This is a genomic window from Dyella sp. 333MFSha, from assembly GCF_900102405.1.
Lineage (GTDB): Bacteria > Pseudomonadota > Gammaproteobacteria > Xanthomonadales > Rhodanobacteraceae > Luteibacter > Luteibacter mycovicinus.
Genome location: NZ_FNBR01000002.1, coordinates 25,616 through 45,272 on the forward strand (window position 1 = coordinate 25,616; position 19,657 = coordinate 45,272).

General features: G+C 67.3%; 14 protein-coding genes. 9 read left to right on the top strand and 5 right to left on the bottom strand.

Going from position 1 to position 19,657, the window contains the following annotated elements; genetic code table 11:
• Positions 1-488 precede the first annotated feature (488 nt).
• Positions 489-2,414, bottom strand: a complete 1,926-nt coding sequence (locus BLT40_RS07440; protein WP_079522887.1) for an ATP-dependent DNA helicase — start codon at positions 2,412-2,414, stop codon at positions 489-491.
• A gap of 79 nt (positions 2,415-2,493) precedes the next feature.
• Here BLT40_RS07440 and BLT40_RS07445 point away from each other — a divergent pair, with 79 nt between their 5' ends.
• A complete protein-coding gene (locus tag BLT40_RS07445) occupies positions 2,494-5,253 on the top strand; it encodes a valine--tRNA ligase (protein ID WP_090352561.1) in 2,760 nt (919 codons plus the stop codon).
• 171 nt (positions 5,254-5,424) lie between these two features.
• Here BLT40_RS07445 and BLT40_RS07450 read toward each other — a convergent pair whose 3' ends face one another.
• Complete coding sequence (locus tag BLT40_RS07450; RefSeq protein ID WP_036110972.1) at positions 5,425-5,847, bottom strand: DNA polymerase III subunit chi; 423 nt, start codon at positions 5,845-5,847, stop codon at positions 5,425-5,427.
• A 10-nt stretch (positions 5,848-5,857) separates the two neighbouring features.
• Entirely contained in the window at positions 5,858-7,351 is a 1,494-nt protein-coding gene (locus tag BLT40_RS07455) for a leucyl aminopeptidase (protein ID WP_079522884.1), read from the bottom strand.
• Positions 7,352-7,448: 97 nt separating this feature from the next.
• On the opposite strand from BLT40_RS07455, the gene lptF reads away from it, so the two are divergent.
• Together lptF and lptG are read left to right on the top strand one after the other, a co-directional pair.
• Positions 7,449-8,552 carry an LPS export ABC transporter permease LptF gene (lptF, locus tag BLT40_RS07460; protein WP_036110966.1) on the top strand — a complete coding sequence of 368 codons (1,104 nt, stop codon included), beginning with the start codon at positions 7,449-7,451 and terminating at the stop codon, positions 8,550-8,552.
• Positions 8,552-9,649, top strand: a complete 1,098-nt coding sequence (gene lptG / locus BLT40_RS07465) for an LPS export ABC transporter permease LptG (RefSeq protein ID WP_036110964.1) — start codon at positions 8,552-8,554, stop codon at positions 9,647-9,649. The genes lptF and lptG overlap by 1 nt, the downstream gene beginning before the upstream one ends.
• Before the next feature lie 11 nt (positions 9,650-9,660).
• Here the strand turns inward: lptG and BLT40_RS07470 are convergent, their stop codons facing one another.
• Positions 9,661-13,164, bottom strand: coding sequence for a hybrid sensor histidine kinase/response regulator (locus BLT40_RS07470; protein WP_176809126.1), 3,504 nt, complete (start codon positions 13,162-13,164; stop codon positions 9,661-9,663).
• Positions 13,165-13,279: 115 nt separating this feature from the next.
• On the opposite strand from BLT40_RS07470, the gene BLT40_RS07475 reads away from it, so the two are divergent.
• From BLT40_RS07475 to BLT40_RS07495, 5 genes are all read left to right on the top strand, one after another.
• Positions 13,280-14,734 carry a GTPase gene (locus BLT40_RS07475; protein ID WP_090353799.1) on the top strand — a complete coding sequence of 485 codons (1,455 nt, stop codon included), beginning with the start codon at positions 13,280-13,282 and terminating at the stop codon, positions 14,732-14,734.
• Between the two features lie 104 nt (positions 14,735-14,838).
• On the top strand, positions 14,839-15,465 hold the full coding sequence (locus BLT40_RS07480) for a YceI family protein (RefSeq protein ID WP_090352563.1): 627 nt from the start codon (positions 14,839-14,841) through the stop codon (positions 15,463-15,465).
• Entirely contained in the window at positions 15,449-16,033 is a 585-nt protein-coding gene (locus BLT40_RS07485) for a cytochrome b (protein ID WP_079522881.1), read from the top strand. Before BLT40_RS07480 ends, BLT40_RS07485 begins: the two co-directional genes overlap by 17 nt.
• Positions 16,034-16,038: 5 nt before the next feature.
• Positions 16,039-16,590 carry a YceI family protein gene (locus BLT40_RS07490; RefSeq protein ID WP_043698215.1) on the top strand — a complete coding sequence of 184 codons (552 nt, stop codon included), beginning with the start codon at positions 16,039-16,041 and terminating at the stop codon, positions 16,588-16,590.
• A gap of 61 nt (positions 16,591-16,651) precedes the next feature.
• The gene (locus BLT40_RS07495) at positions 16,652-17,941 is read left to right on the top strand and encodes a GTP-binding protein (protein ID WP_255364012.1); all 1,290 of its coding nucleotides are present in this window, start codon (positions 16,652-16,654) and stop codon (positions 17,939-17,941) included.
• 20 nt (positions 17,942-17,961) lie between these two features.
• On the opposite strand, the gene BLT40_RS07500 is transcribed toward BLT40_RS07495, so the two are convergent.
• On the bottom strand, positions 17,962-18,186 hold the full coding sequence (locus BLT40_RS07500) for a glutaredoxin family protein (RefSeq protein WP_036110948.1): 225 nt from the start codon (positions 18,184-18,186) through the stop codon (positions 17,962-17,964).
• A gap of 73 nt (positions 18,187-18,259) precedes the next feature.
• On the opposite strand from BLT40_RS07500, the gene BLT40_RS07505 reads away from it, so the two are divergent.
• On the top strand, positions 18,260-19,642 hold the full coding sequence (locus tag BLT40_RS07505) for an L-serine ammonia-lyase (RefSeq protein WP_043695454.1): 1,383 nt from the start codon (positions 18,260-18,262) through the stop codon (positions 19,640-19,642).
• The last annotated feature ends 15 nt before the right edge of the window (positions 19,643-19,657 follow it).

Sequence of the window (19,657 nt, forward strand, 5' to 3'; positions counted from 1 at the left end):
CTGTTTCGGATGGCCTCGTTCGCCCTAGTGGGGCTGAGGGTTCGCGAACAGGGTTCGCTCCTACCGCACGGCGACCGCAATGGGGGCATACATGGCGGCCTGTAGGAGCGCGCCCTGCGCGCGAAAAGCCAACGAAGCGAAGAAGCCACACACCGCTCGACCACCAACCCACCTCGGTACACCAAAGAGACGGCGGGGGTGACCCTCGCGGCCGGTAGCCGCAGGCGAGGGCTTCGACTGGAAGAGGCCCGCAGGGGGCCGGTCATGGATGACCGGCCGTTTTCGGGGAGGCAGGGACAGCCGACTCGAAAACCCCCAGGCGAAGCCCGACCCGGCCGAAGGCCATTGGTATACGGCGGCGGTAGCCGCCTTTCCTTGAGGGGTCGCCGCAGGCGTGGCCGCGAGGGTCACCCCCGCCGACTCTCCAACGCGACACAACACGCCGCGACAAAGCCAAACGCGATGGCGCAAGCCGAGCCCGGCCAGGCTCAACCGGCCAATTCGCCCTGAGCGAAAAATGCCGTCACATCCGACAGCTCACGCGTACGCGGCATCGGCGGCAAGCTGGCGAGGAAAAGTCGGCCGTAGCCCTTCGTGCTGAGGCGCGGATCGCAAAGCACCAGGACGCCACGATCGTTCACGTCGCGGATCAACCGCCCCGCGCCCTGCTTCAGCGCGATCACCGCCGTCGGCACCTGCCAGCCCATGAACGGATTGATGCCCGCTTCCTCGAGCGCCTCGAGTCGAGCCTGCAGGACGGGATCGTCCGGCATCGCGAACGGCAGCTTGTCGATGACCACGACGCTCAATGCTTCGCCGGCCACGTCCACGCCTTCCCAGAAGCTTGCCGCGCCGAGCAGTACGCCACGACCGCTGGCGCGGAATTCTTCCAGCAGGCGATGGCGCGGCGCGCTGCCCTGCACGAACAGCGGCCAGGGCACGCGCCCTTCCAGCAACTCGGCGGCGCGCCGCAGGGCGCGGTGCGAGGTGAACAACAGGAACGCGCGGCCGTCCGACGCGTCCAGCACGGGACGGATCGCCGCGATCACCTTGTCGGTGAAGTCGCGCGCGGAGGGATCCGGCAGATCCTTCGGCAGATAGGCCAGCGCCTGGCGCTTGTAATCGAAGGGACTCTCGACGTGCAGCGTCTGCGGATCCTCGATACCCAGCTGGCGGGCGAAATGACCGAAGTCGCCCGCGATCGACAGCGTCGCCGAGGTGTGGATCCACGCGGCATCCGTCGCCATGCGCATGGCGCGCAGCGGCGAAGCGAGGTCCAGCGGCGTCGCGTGCAACGCGAAGCCGCGCGGGAAGGTTTCGTACCAGCGCACGTCGCTGGCCGAGTGTTCCTCCGCGATGCGGTCGAGCCGCAGGCTGAGCATCTGCGCGCGTTCGAAGGCATTGGCCAGGCCGCGCGAGCGCTCCCCCAGCGAACCGAGCAGATCGGAAAGCGCGGCCATGACATCGCGCAATTCGGTCAGTAGATCGTGGACGGTGCTGTCGCGATCCAGGGCGCCGAAAGGCCCCTTCGGCGGCAGCGAGTCCATGGCAAGGCGCAGCCTCCTGACCAGGTCCTGCACCACTTCGACCGGTTCCAGCAGCTGACTGGTCGCGCCGGTGACCCCCTGCGCTTCGGCCAGCGCGTCGTGGGCCAGGTCGGTCATCTGCCGTGCGCTGACGCTTTGCGAGAAGAACTGGCCGGCCAATTCGGGGATTTGGTGCGCCTCGTCGAGAATGAAGGCGTCGGCACCGGGCAGGATTTCACCGAAGCCTTCCTGCTTCAGCGCCAGATCGGCCATGAGCAGGTGATGGTTGACCACCACGATGTCGGCTTCCATCGCATCGCGGCGGGCTTTCACCACATGGCAGTCATCGAAGAACGCACACTCCGCGCCAAGGCAGTTTTCCGGCGTGGAGGTGACCCGCGGCCAGACCGGCGAATCTTCCGGGATATCGACCATCTCCATACGATCGCCACGGCGGGTGCGGGCCGACCAGGCACGGATCGCCGAGAGCTGGGAGGCCAGCTGCCGGTCCGGGTTGCCCTCGCGGACGGACTGGTCCAGCCGGTACAGGCACAGATAGTTGGCCCGGCCTTTCAGCAGGCTGGTTCTGGCCCGGCTGCCCAGCACAGCGTGCACGCGCGGCAGGTCACGGAAGAACAGCTGGTCCTGCAGCGCCTTGGTGCCGGTGGAAACGATCACCTTGCGCCCCGACATCAAGGCGGGAACGAGGTAGGCGAACGTTTTGCCGGTGCCGGTGCCGGCCTCGGCGATCAGGATGTCGCGCTCGGCGATGGCTTCGGCCACGGCCTCCGCCATGCGCTGCTGGGCCTCGCGCGGGGCGAATCCCGGTACTTCACGGGCGAAAGGCCCTTCGGCGCCGAGGATCGCGGCCACTTCAGGTTCAGTCATCCGGCAAGTATCGCCTACAATGGCCGTCTTTTCGTCTTCCAAAGAGCGCCCCTTCACGGCGCGATCCGAGAGCCCACGCATGGACAAGAGTTTCGAGCCCAGCCAGATCGAGTCGAAGTGGTACGCCCAGTGGGAGGCCAACGGCTATTTCAAGCCGTCGGGCAAGGGCACGCCGTACACGATCATGCTGCCGCCGCCCAACGTCACGGGCACCCTGCACATGGGCCATGCCTTCCAGCACACCATCATGGACACGCTGGTGCGCTACCACCGCATGCGTGGCTTCGACACGCTGTGGCAGCTGGGTACCGACCATGCGGGCATCGCCACCGAGATGGTGGTCACCCGCCAGCTCAATGCCGAAGGCAAGCAGCGCGCGGATTTCGACCGCGAGTCGTTCATCGCCCGCATCTGGGAGTGGAAGGCGGAATCGGGCGACATCATCGGCCGTCAGATGCGCCGACTGGGCGTCTCGGGCGACTGGTCGCGCGAGCGTTTCACCATGGACGAGGGCATGTCCGAGGCCGTGATCGAGACCTTCGTCCGCCTGTCGGAAGAAGGTCTGATCTACCGTGGGCAGAAGCTGGTCAACTGGGATCCGGTGCTGAAGACCGCGATTTCCGACCTCGAAGTGGTCAGCGAGGAAGAAGACGGTTCGATGTGGTCGATCCGCTACCCGCTGGCCGACGACTCGGGTGAACTGATCGTCGCCACCACACGTCCGGAGACGATGCTGGGCGACGTGGCCGTGGCCGTGCATCCGGAAGACGAGCGCTACGCGCATCTCATCGGCAAGATGCTCAGCCTGCCGCTGTCCGACCGGCAGATTCCGATCATCGCCGACGACTACGTCGAGAAGGACTTCGGCACAGGTTGCGTGAAGATCACCCCGGCGCACGACTTCAACGACTATGCCATCGGGCTGCGCCACAACCTGCCGATGATCAACATCCTCACCGACGAGGCGAAGATCAACGACGCCGCGCCGGAGAAGTATCGCGGACTGGACCGCTATGTCGCGCGCAAGGCGGTGCTCGCCGATCTCGAAGCGGCCGAGCTGCTGGTCGAGACGAAGAAGCACAAGCTGCAGGTGCCGCGCGGCGATCGCAGCGGCCAGGTCATCGAGCCGTATCTCACGTGGCAGTGGTTCGTGAAGATGGACACGCTGGCGGCGCGCGGCCTCGAACTGGTCGAGCACGGACACGTGAAGTTCGTGCCCGAGAACTGGATCAGCACGTACCGCCACTGGCTTGGCAACATCCAGGACTGGTGCATCAGCCGCCAGCTGACCTGGGGCCATCGCATCCCGGCCTGGTACACCGACAACGGCAGCGTGATCGTCGCGCGCGACGAGGCTGAAGCCTCCGCCAAGGCGGTTTCGCAGGGCTACGAGGGTGCACTGCGCCGCGACGACGACGTGCTGGAAACCTGGTTCTCGTCCGGCCTCTGGAGCCACTCCACGTTGGGCTGGCCGAACCCGGAGCGCCAGGCCGAACTCGGTTTCGACCGTTACCTGCCGTCGAGCGTGCTGGTCACCGGCTTCGACATCATCTTCTTCTGGGTTGCCCGCATGATCATGCTGACCGACCACTTCACGGGCGAAGTCCCGTTCAAGGACGTCTACGTCACGGGCCTGATCCGCGACAAGGACGGCCAGAAGATGTCCAAGTCCAAGGGCAACGTACTCGATCCGCTCGACATCATCGACGGCATCAGCCTCGACGACCTGCTGGCCAAGCGCACGCGCGGCCTGATGCAGCCGAAGATGGCGGAGAAGATCGAGAAGTCGACGCGCAAGGAATTCGGCGACGGCATTCCCGCGTTCGGTGCGGATGCGCTGCGCTTCACCTTCGCCTCGCTGGCGACGCACGGTCGCGACATCAAGTTCGACCTGGAGCGTGCCGGCGGCTACAAGGCCTTCGTCAACAAGCTCTGGAACGCGTCGCGCTTCGTGCTGATGAACCTCGGCGAAGAAGCGCGCATCGCACCGGTCAAGCCCACGACCGAAGCCGAACGCTGGATCCTCACCCGCCTGCGCGACACGCTGGGCACGGTCAAGGAACAGCTCGCGGCCTATCGCTTCGACCTCGCTTCGCAGGCGCTGTACGAGTTCACCTGGAACGAGTTCTGCGACTGGTTCCTCGAGTTGTCCAAGCCCGCATTGAACGGCAACGACGAAGCCGCCATCGCATCCACCCGCTACACCCTGGTGCACGTTCTGGAGACGCTGCTGCGTGCGCTGCATCCGCTGATTCCCTTCGTCACCGAAGAGATCTGGCAGAACGTGCGCCCGCTGCTTGGCATCGACGGCGAAACGATCATGCTGCGCCCCTACCCGGAAGCCGCGGACGTCGAAGGCGACGACGCCGCGACCGCCGAGATCGAATGGGTCAAGGACGTGCTGACCGGCGTGCGTCGTATCCGCGCCGAGATGAACATCGCGCCGGGCAAAGTCATTCCGCTGCTGTTCGCCGACGGCGACGCGGCCGATCGTGCACGTGCGGCCAAGTTCGCCGCGCAGATCGCGTTCCTCGGTCGCGTCGAAACGCCGGTGTGGGTCGAAGGCGAAGAGCCTGCCGCCGCTGCCGCCGTGATCGGTGGCATGCGTGCGTTGATTCCGCTGGAGGGGCTGATCGACGTCGGCGCCGAGAAGGCACGCCTCGCGAAGGAAATCGCCCGCATCCAGGGTGAAGTGCGCAAATGCGAAGGCAAGCTGAGCAACGCCAACTTCGTCGCCAACGCACCGGCTGAAGTGGTCGAGCAGGAGCGCCAGCGCATTGCTGACTGGACGCGCCAGGCGGATGCGATGCGCGAGCAGGCGAAGAAGCTGGGCGCGTAGCGCCCAGCTGGGTAGGAGCGCGCCCTGCGCGCGAAAAGCCAACGAAGCGATGAAGCGGTACCCCGATGAGGGGGCACCCCATTACCGCCTTGTAGGCTTTTCGCGCGCAGGGCGCGCTCCTACATGAGACGTCACCGAAAAAAAAACCCGCCATCCGGCGGGTTTGTTTTTTTACATGTCGTGTTTGTTCACTTCAAACCCGGCTTTCTTGTATTCCGACCACCGTGCCCGCGACCCCTCGCGCTCGGCGGGATCCGCCGCCACGACTTCCAGCACGCGGTCGAAGTGCCCCGGGGCGCAGACATCGCGCAGGTTGATCACCATCGGCCGGTCCGCGGCCTCGACGCCCGGCGGCACAATCAGCACCGCCGTGTTGGCGTCGTCGTCATCCCCCGCGAGCTGATGGGGGATGAAGGCATCCTCGTCGAAAGCCCAGAGGTATTCGTCGATCGCCTCAGCCTGTTCGAAGTCCCGCGTGAGGATCAGGGTCGGCTGCTGGGCGCCGAACGCGCGCTTGGCGAGTTCGCAGACCAGCAGCAGGGGATCCTCGCGGAAGCGCGGCTTGTCGATCAGGTAGAAGTCGGCGCGCGGCATCGTGGCGGGATCAGCCGGCCGACGCGACGCGGTCGAGCAGCCACTGGGTCAGCAGCGGCACGGGACGGCCGGTGGCCATGCCCTTGCGGCCTTCGTCCCACGCGGTGCCGGCGATGTCGAGGTGCGCCCAGCGACGGCCTTCGGTGAAGCGCGCCAGGAAGCAGCCCGCCGTGATCGCGCCGGCGTACTTGCCGCCGATGTTCGCCACGTCGGCGAAGCCCGACTCGAGCTGGCTCTGGTAATCGTCCCAGAGCGGCAGGCGCCAGGCGCGGTCGAGGGTGGACTCACCCGCGGCGAGCAGCTCGGCCGAGAGCGACTCGTCCTTGGTCATCAGACCGCTGGCGTGCTTGCCCAGCGCGACGACGCAGGCGCCGGTGAGGGTGGCGGCATCGATCATGGTGTGCGGGTCGAAGCGCTTGCCGGTGTAGGTCAGCGCGTCGCAGAGGATCAGGCGACCCTCGGCATCCGTGTTGAGCACTTCGATGGTGATGCCGGCGAGGCTGGTCAGCACGTCGCCCGGGCGATAGCTGTCACCGTCCGGCATGTTTTCGACGGCCGGGACGACGCAGACGAGGTTGACCGCGAGCTTGAGCTTCACGGCGGCGACGAAGGCGCCGAGCACGCCGGCGGCGCCGCCCATGTCGAACTTCATTTCTTCCATGCCCGGACCCGGCTTGAGGCTGATGCCACCGGTGTCGAAGGTGATGCCCTTGCCGACGAAGGCGTACGGCTTGTCGCCGTCCTTGCCGCCGTTCCACTGCAGGATGATCAGGCGCGGCTGATTGGCCGAGCCGCGGGCAACGGCCAGCAGCGAGCCGAAGCCTTCGCGTTCCATATCGGCCCGGTCGAGGGCCTCGAAGGTGACGCCTTCATGAGCCTCGGCGAACGCCCTGGCCTGATCCGCGATGTAGACCGGGTTGCAGATGTTGGGCGGCAGGTTGGCCAGCTCCTTGGCGTAGCGAACGCCTTCGGCGATCGCGCGGGCTTCGGCCAGGCCGTTCTCGCCATCGGCCGGACCGACCAGGTTCACCGTGCCGAGCTCCGGCAGCGCCTTGTCGCGCGGCTTGACGGTGGCGGTATAGCGGTAGGCGGCATGGTCGGTGGCCAGGGCGGCGACACGGACGCGCCAGGCGGCGTCGCGACCCGGCACGTCGATTTCGGGCAGCCAGCTGGTGGCCTCGGTGACCGGCAGGCGACCGACGGCGCGGGCGGCTTCCAGGGTGACGCGCTGGTAGCGGGCGGCGTCGAACGTCTTCTGGGCGCCCAGGCCCACCACCAGCACGCGGGCGGCGGCGACACCGGCCGGGTGCAGCAGCGTGACGAGGTTGCCGACCTTGCCGGTGATGTCGCCAGCCTCGACCAGGCGTTTGATGGCGCCCTGACCGGCGGTGTCGATCCGCGCCGCGGCGCTGGTCAGGACACCGTTCTCGTAGACACCGACGACCGCGACCGGGGTGGCGGTCGATTCGGGAGCGCTGGAACCGAGGCTGAACTGAACTGACATATCTGATGGTCCTGCAAAAGCCCGCCGGGGCCCGGACAGGCTAGACTTGTGGTTTGCCGGCCAGGACTGACGCGGCACGAACCGCCAATTCTACCAAATGCTCAGCATCCTCGACCGCTATTTCCTGCGCGAACTTGCCTACGGTGTCATTGCGACGGCCGTGGTCCTGCTCGTCATCTTCTCCGGCGGCGCCTTTGCCAACGTCCTGCAGAAGGTCGCCAACGGCAGCATCCAGCCCTCCGTCATGTTCGAGGTGCTCGGCCTGCAGATGGTGGACCTGCTCTCCACGCTGCTGCCGATGTCCGCCTTCCTGGGCACCCTGATAGCCCTGGGGCGCATGTACCGCGAGAGCGAGATGCACGTCCTGGCCTCGTCCGGCATGGGTCCGCGCGGCATGCTGCGCCCGGTCACCCTGCTGGCGGTCGTCGCCACCATCGTGGTCGGCCTGGTCTCGCTCTGGCTGGGGCCGCTGTCGGCACGCACCGCCGACCAGGTCATCGCGGCGGCGAACAAGTCCGTGATCGCCGCCGGCCTCGACGCCGGCCGCTTCACCGAACTGCCCGGCAAGGGCGGCATCATCTTCGTCGACACCCTGAGCCGTGACGGCACGGTACTGGGCAAGACCTTCCTGGCCACCGACCGCACCGACAGCGACGGCAACCCGCAGGTCCGTGTGGTCAGCGCCAAGAGCGGCCGCATGTACCAGGAGAGCGACGGCCAGAACCGTTTCCTCGCCCTGTACGACGGCTGGCAGTTCGAGGTGCCGCTGGCGGCCGACAACTGGCGCCGCATGAAATACGAGCGTAACGACGCCTCGCTGTCGTCCATCGTCGACGACGACGAGGACACCGATCCCGCTCACGAATCCACCATGTCGCAGCTGATCAAGGCCGGCACGCCGGACGCCCTCGGCGAGATCGTCTCCCGCTTCGCCGCGCCGGTCAGCACCCTCGTCCTGATGATGATGGTGCTGCCGATGTCGAAGCAGGCCCCGCGCGACGCCCGCTACGGCCGCCTGCTGATCGCCGTGCTCACCTACTTCCTTTACGTCATCTGGCAGCTGATCGCCCGCGCCCAGATCATCAAGGGCCACCTGCACACTTCCGTGCCCGTGTGGATCCTGCACGTGGTCGTATTCGGTGTGGCCGCCTGGTACTTCTGGAAGCAGAACACGCCGCGTCGCGTTAAGGGAGCCGCGTAATGGCCACCCTCACCGTCAAGCGCGCCGACCGCCTGATCGCCATGAGCGTGCTCGGCACGCTGCTGCTGGTCTGGCTGGTACTGGCGGGTTTCGATTCGCTGCTGCAGTTCGTGCGCCAGCTGGGCAACATCGGCAAGAACGGCTTCTCGCTGTACGACGCCATCGCCTACATCATGCTGACGCTGCCGCGCCGGCTGTATCAGATGTTCAGCAACGCCGCACTGATCGGCGGCCTGCTCGGCCTGGGCGGACTGGCCGCCACCGGCGAGCTGACCGCCCTCCGCGCGGCCGGCATGTCCAAGCTGCGTATCGCGGGATCGGCGGCGGGCGTCATCGCCGTGCTGACTCTCGCCGTCGTGGTGATGGGCGAAACCGCCGCCCCCTACGGCGACCAGCATGCGCAGGCCATCCAGGTACGCATGCGCTCGAGCAATCTCGGCTCGACCAGCAGCGGCCTGTGGGCGCGCGACGGCGGCAGGATCATCAACGCCAAGTCGGCTATCGCCGTGCAGGACGGTGACCGCACCACCGTGAAACTCGTCGACGTGCGCGTCTACAGCTTCACGCCGGACGGGCAGCTGTCGGTCTTCTCGCATGGCGACAGCGCCACGCATGACGGCAACAAGTGGATCATGAGCAAGGTCCGCACGACGACGCTCGACGACCAGGGTACGCACTCGACCAACCAGGACACGCAGACCTGGGCCTCGCGCCTGAATCCGCATGTGCTGGAGCAGTCGGTGATCCACCCCGAGTACCTGTCCATGGCCGATCTGCGGCGCAACATCCGCTACCTCGACAACAACGGCCAGAACTCGGGCGTGTACGCCGTCGCGTTCTGGGGTCGCGCGCTGTTCGCCCTCAACACGCTGGTGCTGGTGTTGTGCGCCATGCCGTTCGCCTTCGGCTCGCTGCGTTCCGGTGGCCTCGGCAAGCGCCTCTTCATCGGCATCATCCTCGCGATCGGCTGGTACTTCCTGCAGGGTGCGATGGTCAACTTCGGCACCGTCTACGGCATGCCGCCACTGCTGGCCAACCTGTTACCGACGACGCTGCTGGTCGCAGGCGCCCTCGCCTATTTCAGACGATTCGGCTAGCGCACGATGCCTCAGGACGCCGCGGCGAGCGGCGTCCTGCACACGCGCTCGAGCACAACGTCCATCTCATCGCCACTCATGGGTTTGCGTAGCAGCGCATCCATGCCCGCCTCGCGTATCGCGCTGACCTCGTCCCCCGCCGAACGTGCCGTCACGGCGACGATCGGCAGGCTCGCCATCGCCTCGATGCGGCGGACCATCCGGGCGATCTGAAAGCCATCGACCAGCGGGAGGTCGAGATCGAGCAGAAGGACGTCGTAGCGGCCGGCCGACAATTCGCTCATCGCGGCGAGGCCATCGCTCACCGCGGCGACCACATGGCCGCGCGCCCGGAGCAGGTTCGCGATCACTTCCGAAACCACGGGGTCGTCCTCGACGAGCAGCACGCGCCATCCGCCCGGCGTGCCAACCGACGAAGGCGCGGGCATGCAGGTGTGACCCGCACAGGCGCACGGCTGCATCGGCAGGCTCACCGTGAAACGGGTGCCGCAGCCCGGTTCGCTCGCCACCTTGATCGATCCATCCATCAGCGCGACCAGCTCCTGGCAGATGGCGAGGCCGAGTCCCGATCCTTCCGCGCGCCGCGGGGAGGCACCCTGCTCGAACCGGGAATAGAGCCGGGCGCGAAGTTCAGCCGACATGCCCGGCCCGGTGTCGGACACCGTCATGATGAGCGAGCCGGCGCATGCGGACAGCGCGACGGATACCCCGCCCGCCTCCGTGAACTTCACCGCGTTGTTCACCAGATTCTGCAGTACCTGACGCAGGCGGACCGCGTCGCCGCGCAGCGTCGCGGGCACGGCGGCGTCCACACTGACGGTCAGTGCGAGTCCTTTCTCACGCGCTCTCGTCGCGGCGAGGGCCACCACCTCGTCCGCGACCGATCGCATGGACACGCAGTCCGACTCGAGCACCAGTCGCCGCGATTCGATGCGGGCGATGTCGAGCGCATCGTTGACCAGACGCAACAACGTGTCGCCCGAGCGCCGCACCGCATCGACATAGCCGCGCTGCGCGTCATCGAGCGGCGTACGCGCCAGCAGCTCGGCCATGCCGAGCACGCCGGTCATGGGAGTGCGTATTTCATGACCCAGGGTCGCCATGAATTCCGTCTTCGCCGCGCTCGCCTCCTCGGCCATGCGTCGCTGATGTTCGGCAAGCCGCATGCGCATCGCCTGACGCACACGCCTCCGGGTCCCGCGCAGCACCGCGACGACCGCGGCCGTCGCGAGCAGCGCGTATCCGACCCAAGCCCACCAGCGCTGCCATGGCGGCGCTTCCATCACCACGACAAAGGCGGCGGGGAGCGCCGGGCTGAGTTCGTCACGGCCGGCGCCCGTGATCGACATGGCATACCTGCCTGCCGGCAAGCCCTCGAAAACGCGCTCCCCGTCGCTGGCCACCCGAACGGGCGAGGCGTCATCGTCGCGGCGAACCTCGAACCTGACGTGGTTGCGATCCGGGTGGACGAACGAGAGGACGCGCGCGGAGAGACGCGGCTCGCGATCGTCCCACGCCAGGTTCAGCGTGCCGTTTTCGATGGGCAGGACTTCACGTCGACCATGACGCGACACCGTCGCGCCCAGCACGGTGATGGTCGGGCGGCGGACGTGATCGCGCTGCGCGTCGGGACGAAACCCGACGAGGCCGGCGAGCGTCCCGCCATACATGCTGCCGTCGTCGAGCAGCACCGTGGTGGCGTGAGTGAACTCCCCGCTGGCAAGGCCGTCGGCCATGCCGAACGAGCGGAAGCGGCCATGCTCGGGGTCGAAACGCCACACGCCTGTCTGACCGTACAACCAGAGCCGTCCGCCACGGTCACGACGCAGGTTGAGGATCTCGGTGGAGGGGAAGCCTTCGGCGCCACCGATGTGTCTGTCGCGTACGGCGCTCGCGCCCTGCCAGTGGAACCGCTCGAGCGCGTCGGGCCGGACCACCCAGAAGCCGTCGCCGTCCGGTTCGAACGCGTTGATCCTCCCGCGCGCGACGCCTTCGATGAAACGCATCTCTCCCGTCGCGCGGTCCTGCCTGGCCAGGCCGGCCAGGCTCGCCTGCCAGAGATCGCCGTCGACCATTTCGATCTGGCGCGTATCGGCCCAGCCCCTCGGCGTCTCGGCGAAGCGAACGCGCGCTGCATGGCCGAGGTCGGCATCGACCCGGAACAGGCCGGCATCCAGTGCGGCGACGAAGACGTCACCGCCCGGCCCGGAAGCCATGGTCGTGACCGGGCGGTCGATCGTGCTGCGCAGAACGGGCTGGGCGGTTCGTCCGCGGCCGACGGTGAGACCGTCCACGGTACCGATCAGCAGCCGCTGCCCCGGCAGCGCGAGCAGCGACTGGATGCGCGGCGCACCGAGTTCAAAGCCGGGCGAAGTGTGCCCGGTCGCCGGATCGAACCCACGGATCCACCCACGCAAGCCGCCCACCCACAGGCCTCCCCCTTCGCGCGCCGCGACCGCGGTCACCGTGCGGCCGGGGAAGGTGTGCGGGTCGGTGGCGACATGGGAAAAACGGGTGAAGTCGTCCCACGAAGGACCCAGATACGCCAGTCCGCCATCGCTCAGCGCGAACCAGAGGCCGTGCTCCCGATCCTCCAGCATGCCGCGCACGGTACGGCCAGGGAGACCGCCTGCGGCGGTCCAGGAACCAGCCACGTCATGCATCCGGTCGAAACGGTCGAGCATCGAGAGACCCTGCGCCGACGCGATCCAGAGAATGCCGTGACTGTCGGCCAGGGTGCCGAACACCCTGCCTGCGGCGACACGGCGTTCGCGCACGGGACGCGCGTCGGCGGTCAGACGAAACAGGCCGCGATCGGTGGCGATCCGCAGTTCCGCCGGGCCGCCCCCGATACCCTGCACGCGCACCGGGCTGCCGTCCGTGAACGCGCGTGGCGACACCCTGCCGTCGCTGTCCGCCACGAACAGGCCGGTATCTGCGCCAATCCACAGGCGCCCGTCGTCGGCGACATGCAATGCGTTGACCGCGCCGCGCCGGAGGTCGCCCACCCGCTCCGGGGCGCTTCCGTCGGCGCGCATGCGATCGAGACCTTTCGCCGAACCGACCCAGATAGCGCCATCGGGCGTCTGCGCGATGGCGCGGACGTCGTCGCTGGTCAACCCGTCGCGCCACTGCACGAAGACGCCGGTGTCGGGATCGTAGCGGCCCAGACCCGTCTCGGCTCCGCCCATCCAGATCCTGTCGTCACGGTCGACGAAGAGCACCGACAAGCCGCCCGTCGGCATCGCGTGTTCCCGGCGAGGCCCGATGCGCGGGACGGTGAATTCCACGCCGTCGAACCGCGACAACCCGGCGGCGGTGGCCACCCAGATGAATCCGCGCGCATCCTGCACCACGGCCTGCACCTTGCTGCTGGGCAAGCCCTCGTGCAAGCCGTAACTGCGGAACTGGGGGGTGGGGATCGGCGCCGTCGTGAGGGCTGCCGATGTGGGAATGGCCACGCCCATGAGGATCGTGGCCACGAGAATCCATCTCGCGAAGAGCGTGTGGTGCATACGCCGGGTTCCTGGTTCGAACCCGATCATGGCATGCGGCTGAAGCTCTCCGCACGACTTGACGTCCCGACGGACTGTAGGCATGAACCGCTGCGCTTGCCCGTAGAATGGCCGCATGTCACGCCGCCTGCGCCTCCTCATCGCCGCCATCGGCTTCGCCGCCCTCGCCTGGTTGCTGCTGGCGGCGATCGACCGCGGACTGGCGCTGGCCCAGCGTTTCATGGGTTTGCCGGAGGGCATGCGTTGGCTGCTGGGCATCGCCATCGCGATCCTCGCGGGCGGCGGCATCGCGGTCGGCTTCTGGTGGCTGCGTCCCCGCAGACCTCGTGGACCGGTGGTCGCACCGGACCGTGCATCGCTGGAAGCGCGCCTGCAGACGCTTCGTGAATCCGGCTCCGAGGTTGAGGAAATTCGCAGCGAACTCGGCGAACTCGACCGGCGTCGCGCCAGCGAGAAACTCTACGTCGCGGTCTTCGGCGAGATATCCACGGGCAAGTCGTCGCTCATCGCCGCGCTGATACCGGACGCGCGCCCGGACAGCGACGTGCGCGGCGGCACGACACGTGAGGTGACGCACTTCGAGGGGGCCATGCCTCGCGGTGGGGAATGGACGCTCGCGGACGTCCCCGGTTCGGCCGAAGCGGACGGCGACGCACGCGAACGCATGGCACGCGACGAGGCGTTGCGTGCGCACGCCGTCGTGTACGTCTGCGCCGGCGACCTCACGCGCACGCAGGGCGACGAACTGCGCTGGCTGGGCGACTTCGGCAAGCCGCTGGTGCTTGCGATCAACAAGGCGGACCAGTGGTCGCCGGAAGACCGTGAGCGCATCGTGCGGCAGGTGCGCAGCCAGACGACCGGAATTCCCGACGCCGTCGTCGCGATCAGTGCGGGAGGCGAGGAGCGCTTCACCCGCCGTCTCGCCGATGGCACGACCGAGGACGTCACACGCCGACGCAAGCCTGACGTCGATGCCCTCGTGGACGCCATTGCGCGGCTTGTCGCGCCGGGTGCGCAGGGCCTCGAGGCGCTTCGCGAAAACGCGGTGCTCGCAAGTGTCCACGAACGTACCGGTGAGTACGAAAAAGCCCACCGAGCCGCGGAAGCCGATCGTATCGTCGCGCGCTACGCGCGACGCGCCATCGTGGGCGCGATGGCCGCCGTCGCACCCGGCACCGACCTCGTGATTCAGGGCGCCCTGGCCGCAAGCCTCGTGCGGGCCCTGGCGGACCTGTACGGCGTCAACGTCACCGACGTCGACGTCGACAATCTCCTGCGACAGGCCCGCATGACCTTGCGAACCGGCACATCGATCGTGCTTGCGGTGGCCGGAAACGCGCTCAAGGCGTTTCCGGGGCTGGGAACGCTGGGTGGTGGCGTGCTGCACGCCTTCGCCTATGCCCTGATCTTCGACAGCCTCGGCCGTGCGCTGGCCGCCACGCTTGCCGAACGCCATACCCTCGACCAGGCCGATGCGGGCGAGCGCATGCGTGAGTTGCTCGGCGACGCCAGCGGCTCGCGGCTCCGCCGGCTGGCCGAACTCACCGGCGACGCCTTGCGGGATCGTTAAGTGAACGATGCGTTCGCGAAGGGCGGGCTGACAAGCGACGCCCGCTCGGCCACACTGCCTCGTATCGGCCGCGGCGCGGCCCTCGTCCGGAACCGGCTCCCCTCATGCGAAACGCCCGCTTCCTGCCAGCTGTCCTCTTCGCGATCGCGCCCCTGTATGCGCATGGCGCAACCACGGCTTACCGGATCGATCCGGTGCACAGCCAGGTCGTGTTCAACGTCGAGCACAACGGCTTCTCGCGATCCTTTGGCCGACTGAAAGTCACCGAGGGCACCGTGCGCTTCGATCCGGACGACTGGTCGAAGTCCTCGGTCGACGCGACCATCGATCTCGCCTCCGTCGACATGGGCGACGCCGAGTGGAACAAAGCGGTACGTGGTGCGTCACTGCTCGACAGCGACCGCGCGAAAACCGCGCATTACGTCAGTGACTCGGTCGAAAAGAAATCCGACGACGAAGGCACCGTCCACGGCAAGCTCACCCTGCGTGGCAAGACGCTGCCCCTCGACCTTCCGTTCCGGGTGAACCGTATCGGCAAGACCATTTACGGCTTGCATACCGTGGCCGGCTTCTCGTCCACCGTGACGCTCGATCGCGCGGCGTACGGAATGACTTCGAACAAGAATTCCATCGGCAACGACGTCAGTGTATGGCTCGAGATCGAAGCCATCCGTGGCGGCGACGCCCAGACCCGCTCCGACAAGGAAACCCCCGATGCCCCTGCGCAGTGACACCTCCCGTTGGAGCACCGTCGCCAAGACCTTTCACTGGGTCATGGCGCTGCTGATCCTCGGCAACGGCGCGTTCGCCCTCTGGATGGACGGCCTGAAGCCGTCGATGCAGAAGATCAACATGTTCGCCCTGCACAAGTCGATCGGACTCACCGTGCTGGCGTTGTTCCTGCTCCGCCTGATGTGGCGCGCGGTGGACCGTCGCCCACCCGATGAGCCGGCACCGCACTGGCAGAAGATCGCCGCGCATGCGGTACATGGCTTGCTCTACCTGCTCATCGTCGCCATCCCGCTGTCGGGCTGGGCGTTCAATTCGGCGCACGGTTTTCCGTTGCAGTACTTCAAGCAGTTCAACCTGCCGGCGCTGGTGGAAAAGAATCCCGGACTGTCCGACACGCTCGGCACCGTCCACGTCTGGTTGTTCTGGTTCCTGCTGGCCGTGCTCGTCGCCCATGTCGGCGGAGCGCTCAAGCACCACCTCATCGACCGCGACGACACACTCCGCCGCATGCTGCCGTTCGGCCGTGCAAAGCGGAACACCTCTACCCCTCCCGGAGATACGCCATGAACCCGATGATCCGCCGCCTGTCCGCCCTCACCGTCGCGCTGGCCCTGCCGTTCGCCGCGTCCGCCGCGGATTACAAGGTCGGCCCCGGCAGCACGCTCGGTTTCAGCGGCAAGTTCCAGGGCCAGCAGTTCGACGGCACGTTCGGCAAGTTCGATGCGGCGATCAGCTACGACGCCGCGAATCTCGCCGCGTCGAAATTCGACGTGACCGTCGATACCGCCACGGCGAAGACAGGCGACAGCGACCGCGACAACGCGCTGCCGGGGTCCGATTTCCTGGACGTCAAGAAGTTCGCCACGGCGCACTACGTCACGACAGGCTTCAGCAAGGACGCCAAGGGCAACGTCATCGCCAACGGCAACCTGACGCTGCACGGCGTGACGAAGCCGGTCGCACTGAAGGTCGTGTTCTCGCCCAACGCCGGCGGCGCACGTCTTTCCGTCACCGGTACCCTGAAGCGCCTGGACTTCGGCGTGGGCAGCGGCGATTACAAGGACACCTCGACCATCGCCGACGAGGTACTGGTCAACGGTTCGCTCAACCTGTTGCCGAAGTAAGGCGACGGTGGGTAGCTTCCGCGATCGCCTGCGCGGTCTCTCCGACCGTTTCCGGCGCGGCGTGCCTCGCGCTGCGGCGACGGACGAGCGCGGCGGCGCCGTCGCGGCGAGCCTGCGCGGACTGCTCGACGATCCGTCGATTCCATCAAGCGTGCGCGATGCGATGGCGGCGGACTTCCGCCGCATCGAAAGCATGCTGGATCGTCTGGAACGCGACGAACTGCATGTCGCCGTGTTCGGCCGCGTGTCCGCGGGAAAGTCGGCGCTGGGCAACGCATTGCTTGGCCGCGAGGCGTTCACCGTCGGCGTGCTGCACGGTACGACGACGGAAGCCGACGCGGCCCGCCTCGACGAGGCCGCCAATGCGGGACTCGTTCTCATCGACACGCCCGGCATCAACGAGCTGGGCGGCGAGGCGCGCGAGAAACTCGCCTTTGAAGTCGCCGAGGTCAGCGACCTCATCGTCTTCGTTGCCGACGGTGACCTCACCCGGGACGAACGGGATGCCTTGCGCACGCTCGCGACCACCCGTCGTCCGCTGCTGGTCGCACTGAACAAGGTCGATCGCTACAGCGACGACGAGCGCGACGGCCTGCTGGAGAGACTGCGCCAGCACACTGCCACACTGGTCCGGCGTGAGGACGTGATCGCCGTGGCGGCCCAGCCGTCCCCCCGGTCGGTCGTGGAACTCGACGCCAGCGGCCACGAGCGACTGTCGTCCGAGCGGCGCCCGCCCGATGTCACGGCGTTGAAATCACGCTTGCTGGCCATCGCCGAACGGGAAGGCAAGACGCTCTCGGCGATCAACGCCGGGCTGTTCGCCGGGCGGCTCACCGACCAGATCAGCGAGCGCGTCGCCGCGACGCGTCGTGACGTCGCGTCCGGGGTCATCCGCCAGTATTGCGTCGCCAAGGCGGTGGCCGTGGCCCTGAATCCGGTGCCGGTGGCCGACCTGCTGCTGGCGGGCGGCCTGGACGCGGCCATGGTCGTGCAGCTCGGCCGGGTCTACGGCCTGCCGCTGACCCGGAGCGAATCCGGAAAACTCGTCGCGACCATTTCGGTGCAGCTGGCCGCACTCATGGGGGCCGTCTGGGGCATGCAGCTGGTCGCCTCGGCACTCAAGGGCCTCAGCGGCGGCGTGTCCATCGTGGTCACCGCCGCGGCGCAGGGCGCGCTCGGCTGGTACGCGACGGTGCTGATCGGCCGGGCGGCTGAGCATTACCTCATCGCGGGGAAATCATGGGGTGAGCACGGGGCGAAGCGCGCCGTCGCGGATATCGTGGCCGGACTCGACCGCGATTCCATCCTGCGTGAGGCGCGCGAGGAAATTCTCAGGCGCCTGCACCGGTAGGAGCCAGCCCCGCTGGCGATTCAACCCGCGAAGGCCCTGACTCGCGCCACATCGAACGGCCAGTCCAGCTCCATCCCGTCGCCCCGGCGCAATACGGGCACACGCGTCCCATACCTGCTCTCCAGCGCCTCATCCTCATCGATCCACACCGACGAAAAATCCGGCAACCGCGCCTGCGCCAACACCTCCAGCGCCTGATCGCAGAGGTGGCAGTCATCTCGCTGGAACAAGGTGAAGTCGGACATGCGCGGGTGTATGGGGCCAGGGGCGTCGCGGCGTAGAATAACCGGCTATCCCCATAGCCAACCTTCCCCAGCCATGGCAGTCAGCGTTTTCGACCTTTTCAAGATCGGCATCGGCCCGTCCTCCTCGCACACGGTGGGCCCCATGCGCGCCGGTGCGCGTTTCGCCGAACACTGGCTGGAGGAAAAGGGCGTACTGGAGCGCGTAGCGCGCGTGCGTTGCGAGCTGTTCGGCTCGCTGGCCATGACCGGACGCGGTCACGGCACCGATAAGGCGGTCTTGCTCGGTTTCGAGGGCGAGTGGCCCGATCGCGTCGATCCGGACACCATCCCGGCGACCCTCGAGCGCATCCGCGGAACCCGGCGCATACGGATCCTCGGCCGCCACGAGATCCCCTTCGACGAAAAGGTCGACCTGGTCTTCAACAAGCGGCAGAAACTGCCGTTCCACACCAACGGCATGCGCTTCTCGGCCTACGATGCGGACGGCAACGAACTGGCCACACGCGACTACTACTCGGTCGGTGGCGGTTTCGTGGTCAATCCGGACGAAGCCGCGGAAGACCGCATCGTCGCCGACACCAGTGAGCAACCGTTCGCCTATTCCACGGGCGACCAGCTGCTCTCGCTGTGCAAGGAACACAACCTCACGATCGCCCAGCTGGTCATGCGCAACGAGGGCATCTGGCGTCCCGAGGCGGAGACCCGCGCGGGCCTGCTGACCATCTGGAAGGCCATGCAGGACTGCGTCTCCCGCGGCCTGCGTTCGCCCGGCGTGCTTCCGGGCGGTCTGAAGGTCAATCGCCGCGCCCCCGCCATGGCCGCCGAGCTCCGAGCGCAGCCGGAAGCCGCGCTGCGCGATCCGCTCACCATCCTCGACTGGGTCAACCTGTACGCACTGGCGGTGAACGAAGAAAATGCGGCCGGCGGCAGCGTGGTGACGGCACCGACGAATGGCGCCGCGGGCATCGTCCCGGCGGTGCTGCATTACTACCGCCACTTCTGCCCCAACGCATCCGAAGACGGCGTCATCCAGTTCCTGCTCACCGCGGGCGCCATCGGCATCCTCTACAAGGAAAACGCGTCGATTTCCGGCGCCGAAGTGGGCTGCCAGGGCGAAGTGGGCGTGGCCTGTTCCATGGCGGCCGGCGGTCTGACGGCCGCGCTGGGCGGCAGCGTGACCCAGGTCGAGAATGCCGCGGAGATCGGCATGGAGCACAACCTGGGCCTGACCTGCGACCCGATCGGTGGCCTCGTCCAGATTCCCTGCATCGAGCGCAACGCCATGGGTGCGGTGAAGGCGATCAACGCCAGCCGCATGGCGCTCAAGAGCGACGGCAAGCACCACGTTTCGCTGGACAAGGTCATCGCGACCATGCGCGACACGGGGCGCGACATGAAGGACAAATACAAGGAAACATCGCGCGGCGGTCTGGCCGTCAACGTCATCGAATGCTGACGCGGCCCAGGTAGG

What these genes read in the sequence shown, in the direction of transcription:
- BLT40_RS07440 (WP_079522887.1), bottom strand. Translation starts at nt 2,414, where the DNA reads ATGACTGAACCTGAAGTGGCCGCGATCCTCGGCGCCGAAGGGCCTTTC.
- BLT40_RS07445 (WP_090352561.1), top strand. Translation starts at nt 2,494, where the DNA reads ATGGACAAGAGTTTCGAGCCCAGCCAGATCGAGTCGAAGTGGTACGCC.
- BLT40_RS07450 (WP_036110972.1), bottom strand. Translation starts at nt 5,847, where the DNA reads ATGCCGCGCGCCGACTTCTACCTGATCGACAAGCCGCGCTTCCGCGAG.
- BLT40_RS07455 (WP_079522884.1), bottom strand. Translation starts at nt 7,351, where the DNA reads ATGTCAGTTCAGTTCAGCCTCGGTTCCAGCGCTCCCGAATCGACCGCC.
- lptF (WP_036110966.1), top strand. Translation starts at nt 7,449, where the DNA reads ATGCTCAGCATCCTCGACCGCTATTTCCTGCGCGAACTTGCCTACGGT.
- lptG (WP_036110964.1), top strand. Translation starts at nt 8,552, where the DNA reads ATGGCCACCCTCACCGTCAAGCGCGCCGACCGCCTGATCGCCATGAGC.
- BLT40_RS07470 (WP_176809126.1), bottom strand. Translation starts at nt 13,164, where the DNA reads ATGCACCACACGCTCTTCGCGAGATGGATTCTCGTGGCCACGATCCTC.
- BLT40_RS07475 (WP_090353799.1), top strand. Translation starts at nt 13,280, where the DNA reads ATGTCACGCCGCCTGCGCCTCCTCATCGCCGCCATCGGCTTCGCCGCC.
- BLT40_RS07480 (WP_090352563.1), top strand. Translation starts at nt 14,839, where the DNA reads ATGCGAAACGCCCGCTTCCTGCCAGCTGTCCTCTTCGCGATCGCGCCC.
- BLT40_RS07485 (WP_079522881.1), top strand. Translation starts at nt 15,449, where the DNA reads ATGCCCCTGCGCAGTGACACCTCCCGTTGGAGCACCGTCGCCAAGACC.
- BLT40_RS07490 (WP_043698215.1), top strand. Translation starts at nt 16,039, where the DNA reads ATGATCCGCCGCCTGTCCGCCCTCACCGTCGCGCTGGCCCTGCCGTTC.
- BLT40_RS07500 (WP_036110948.1), bottom strand. Translation starts at nt 18,186, where the DNA reads ATGTCCGACTTCACCTTGTTCCAGCGAGATGACTGCCACCTCTGCGAT.
- BLT40_RS07505 (WP_043695454.1), top strand. Translation starts at nt 18,260, where the DNA reads ATGGCAGTCAGCGTTTTCGACCTTTTCAAGATCGGCATCGGCCCGTCC.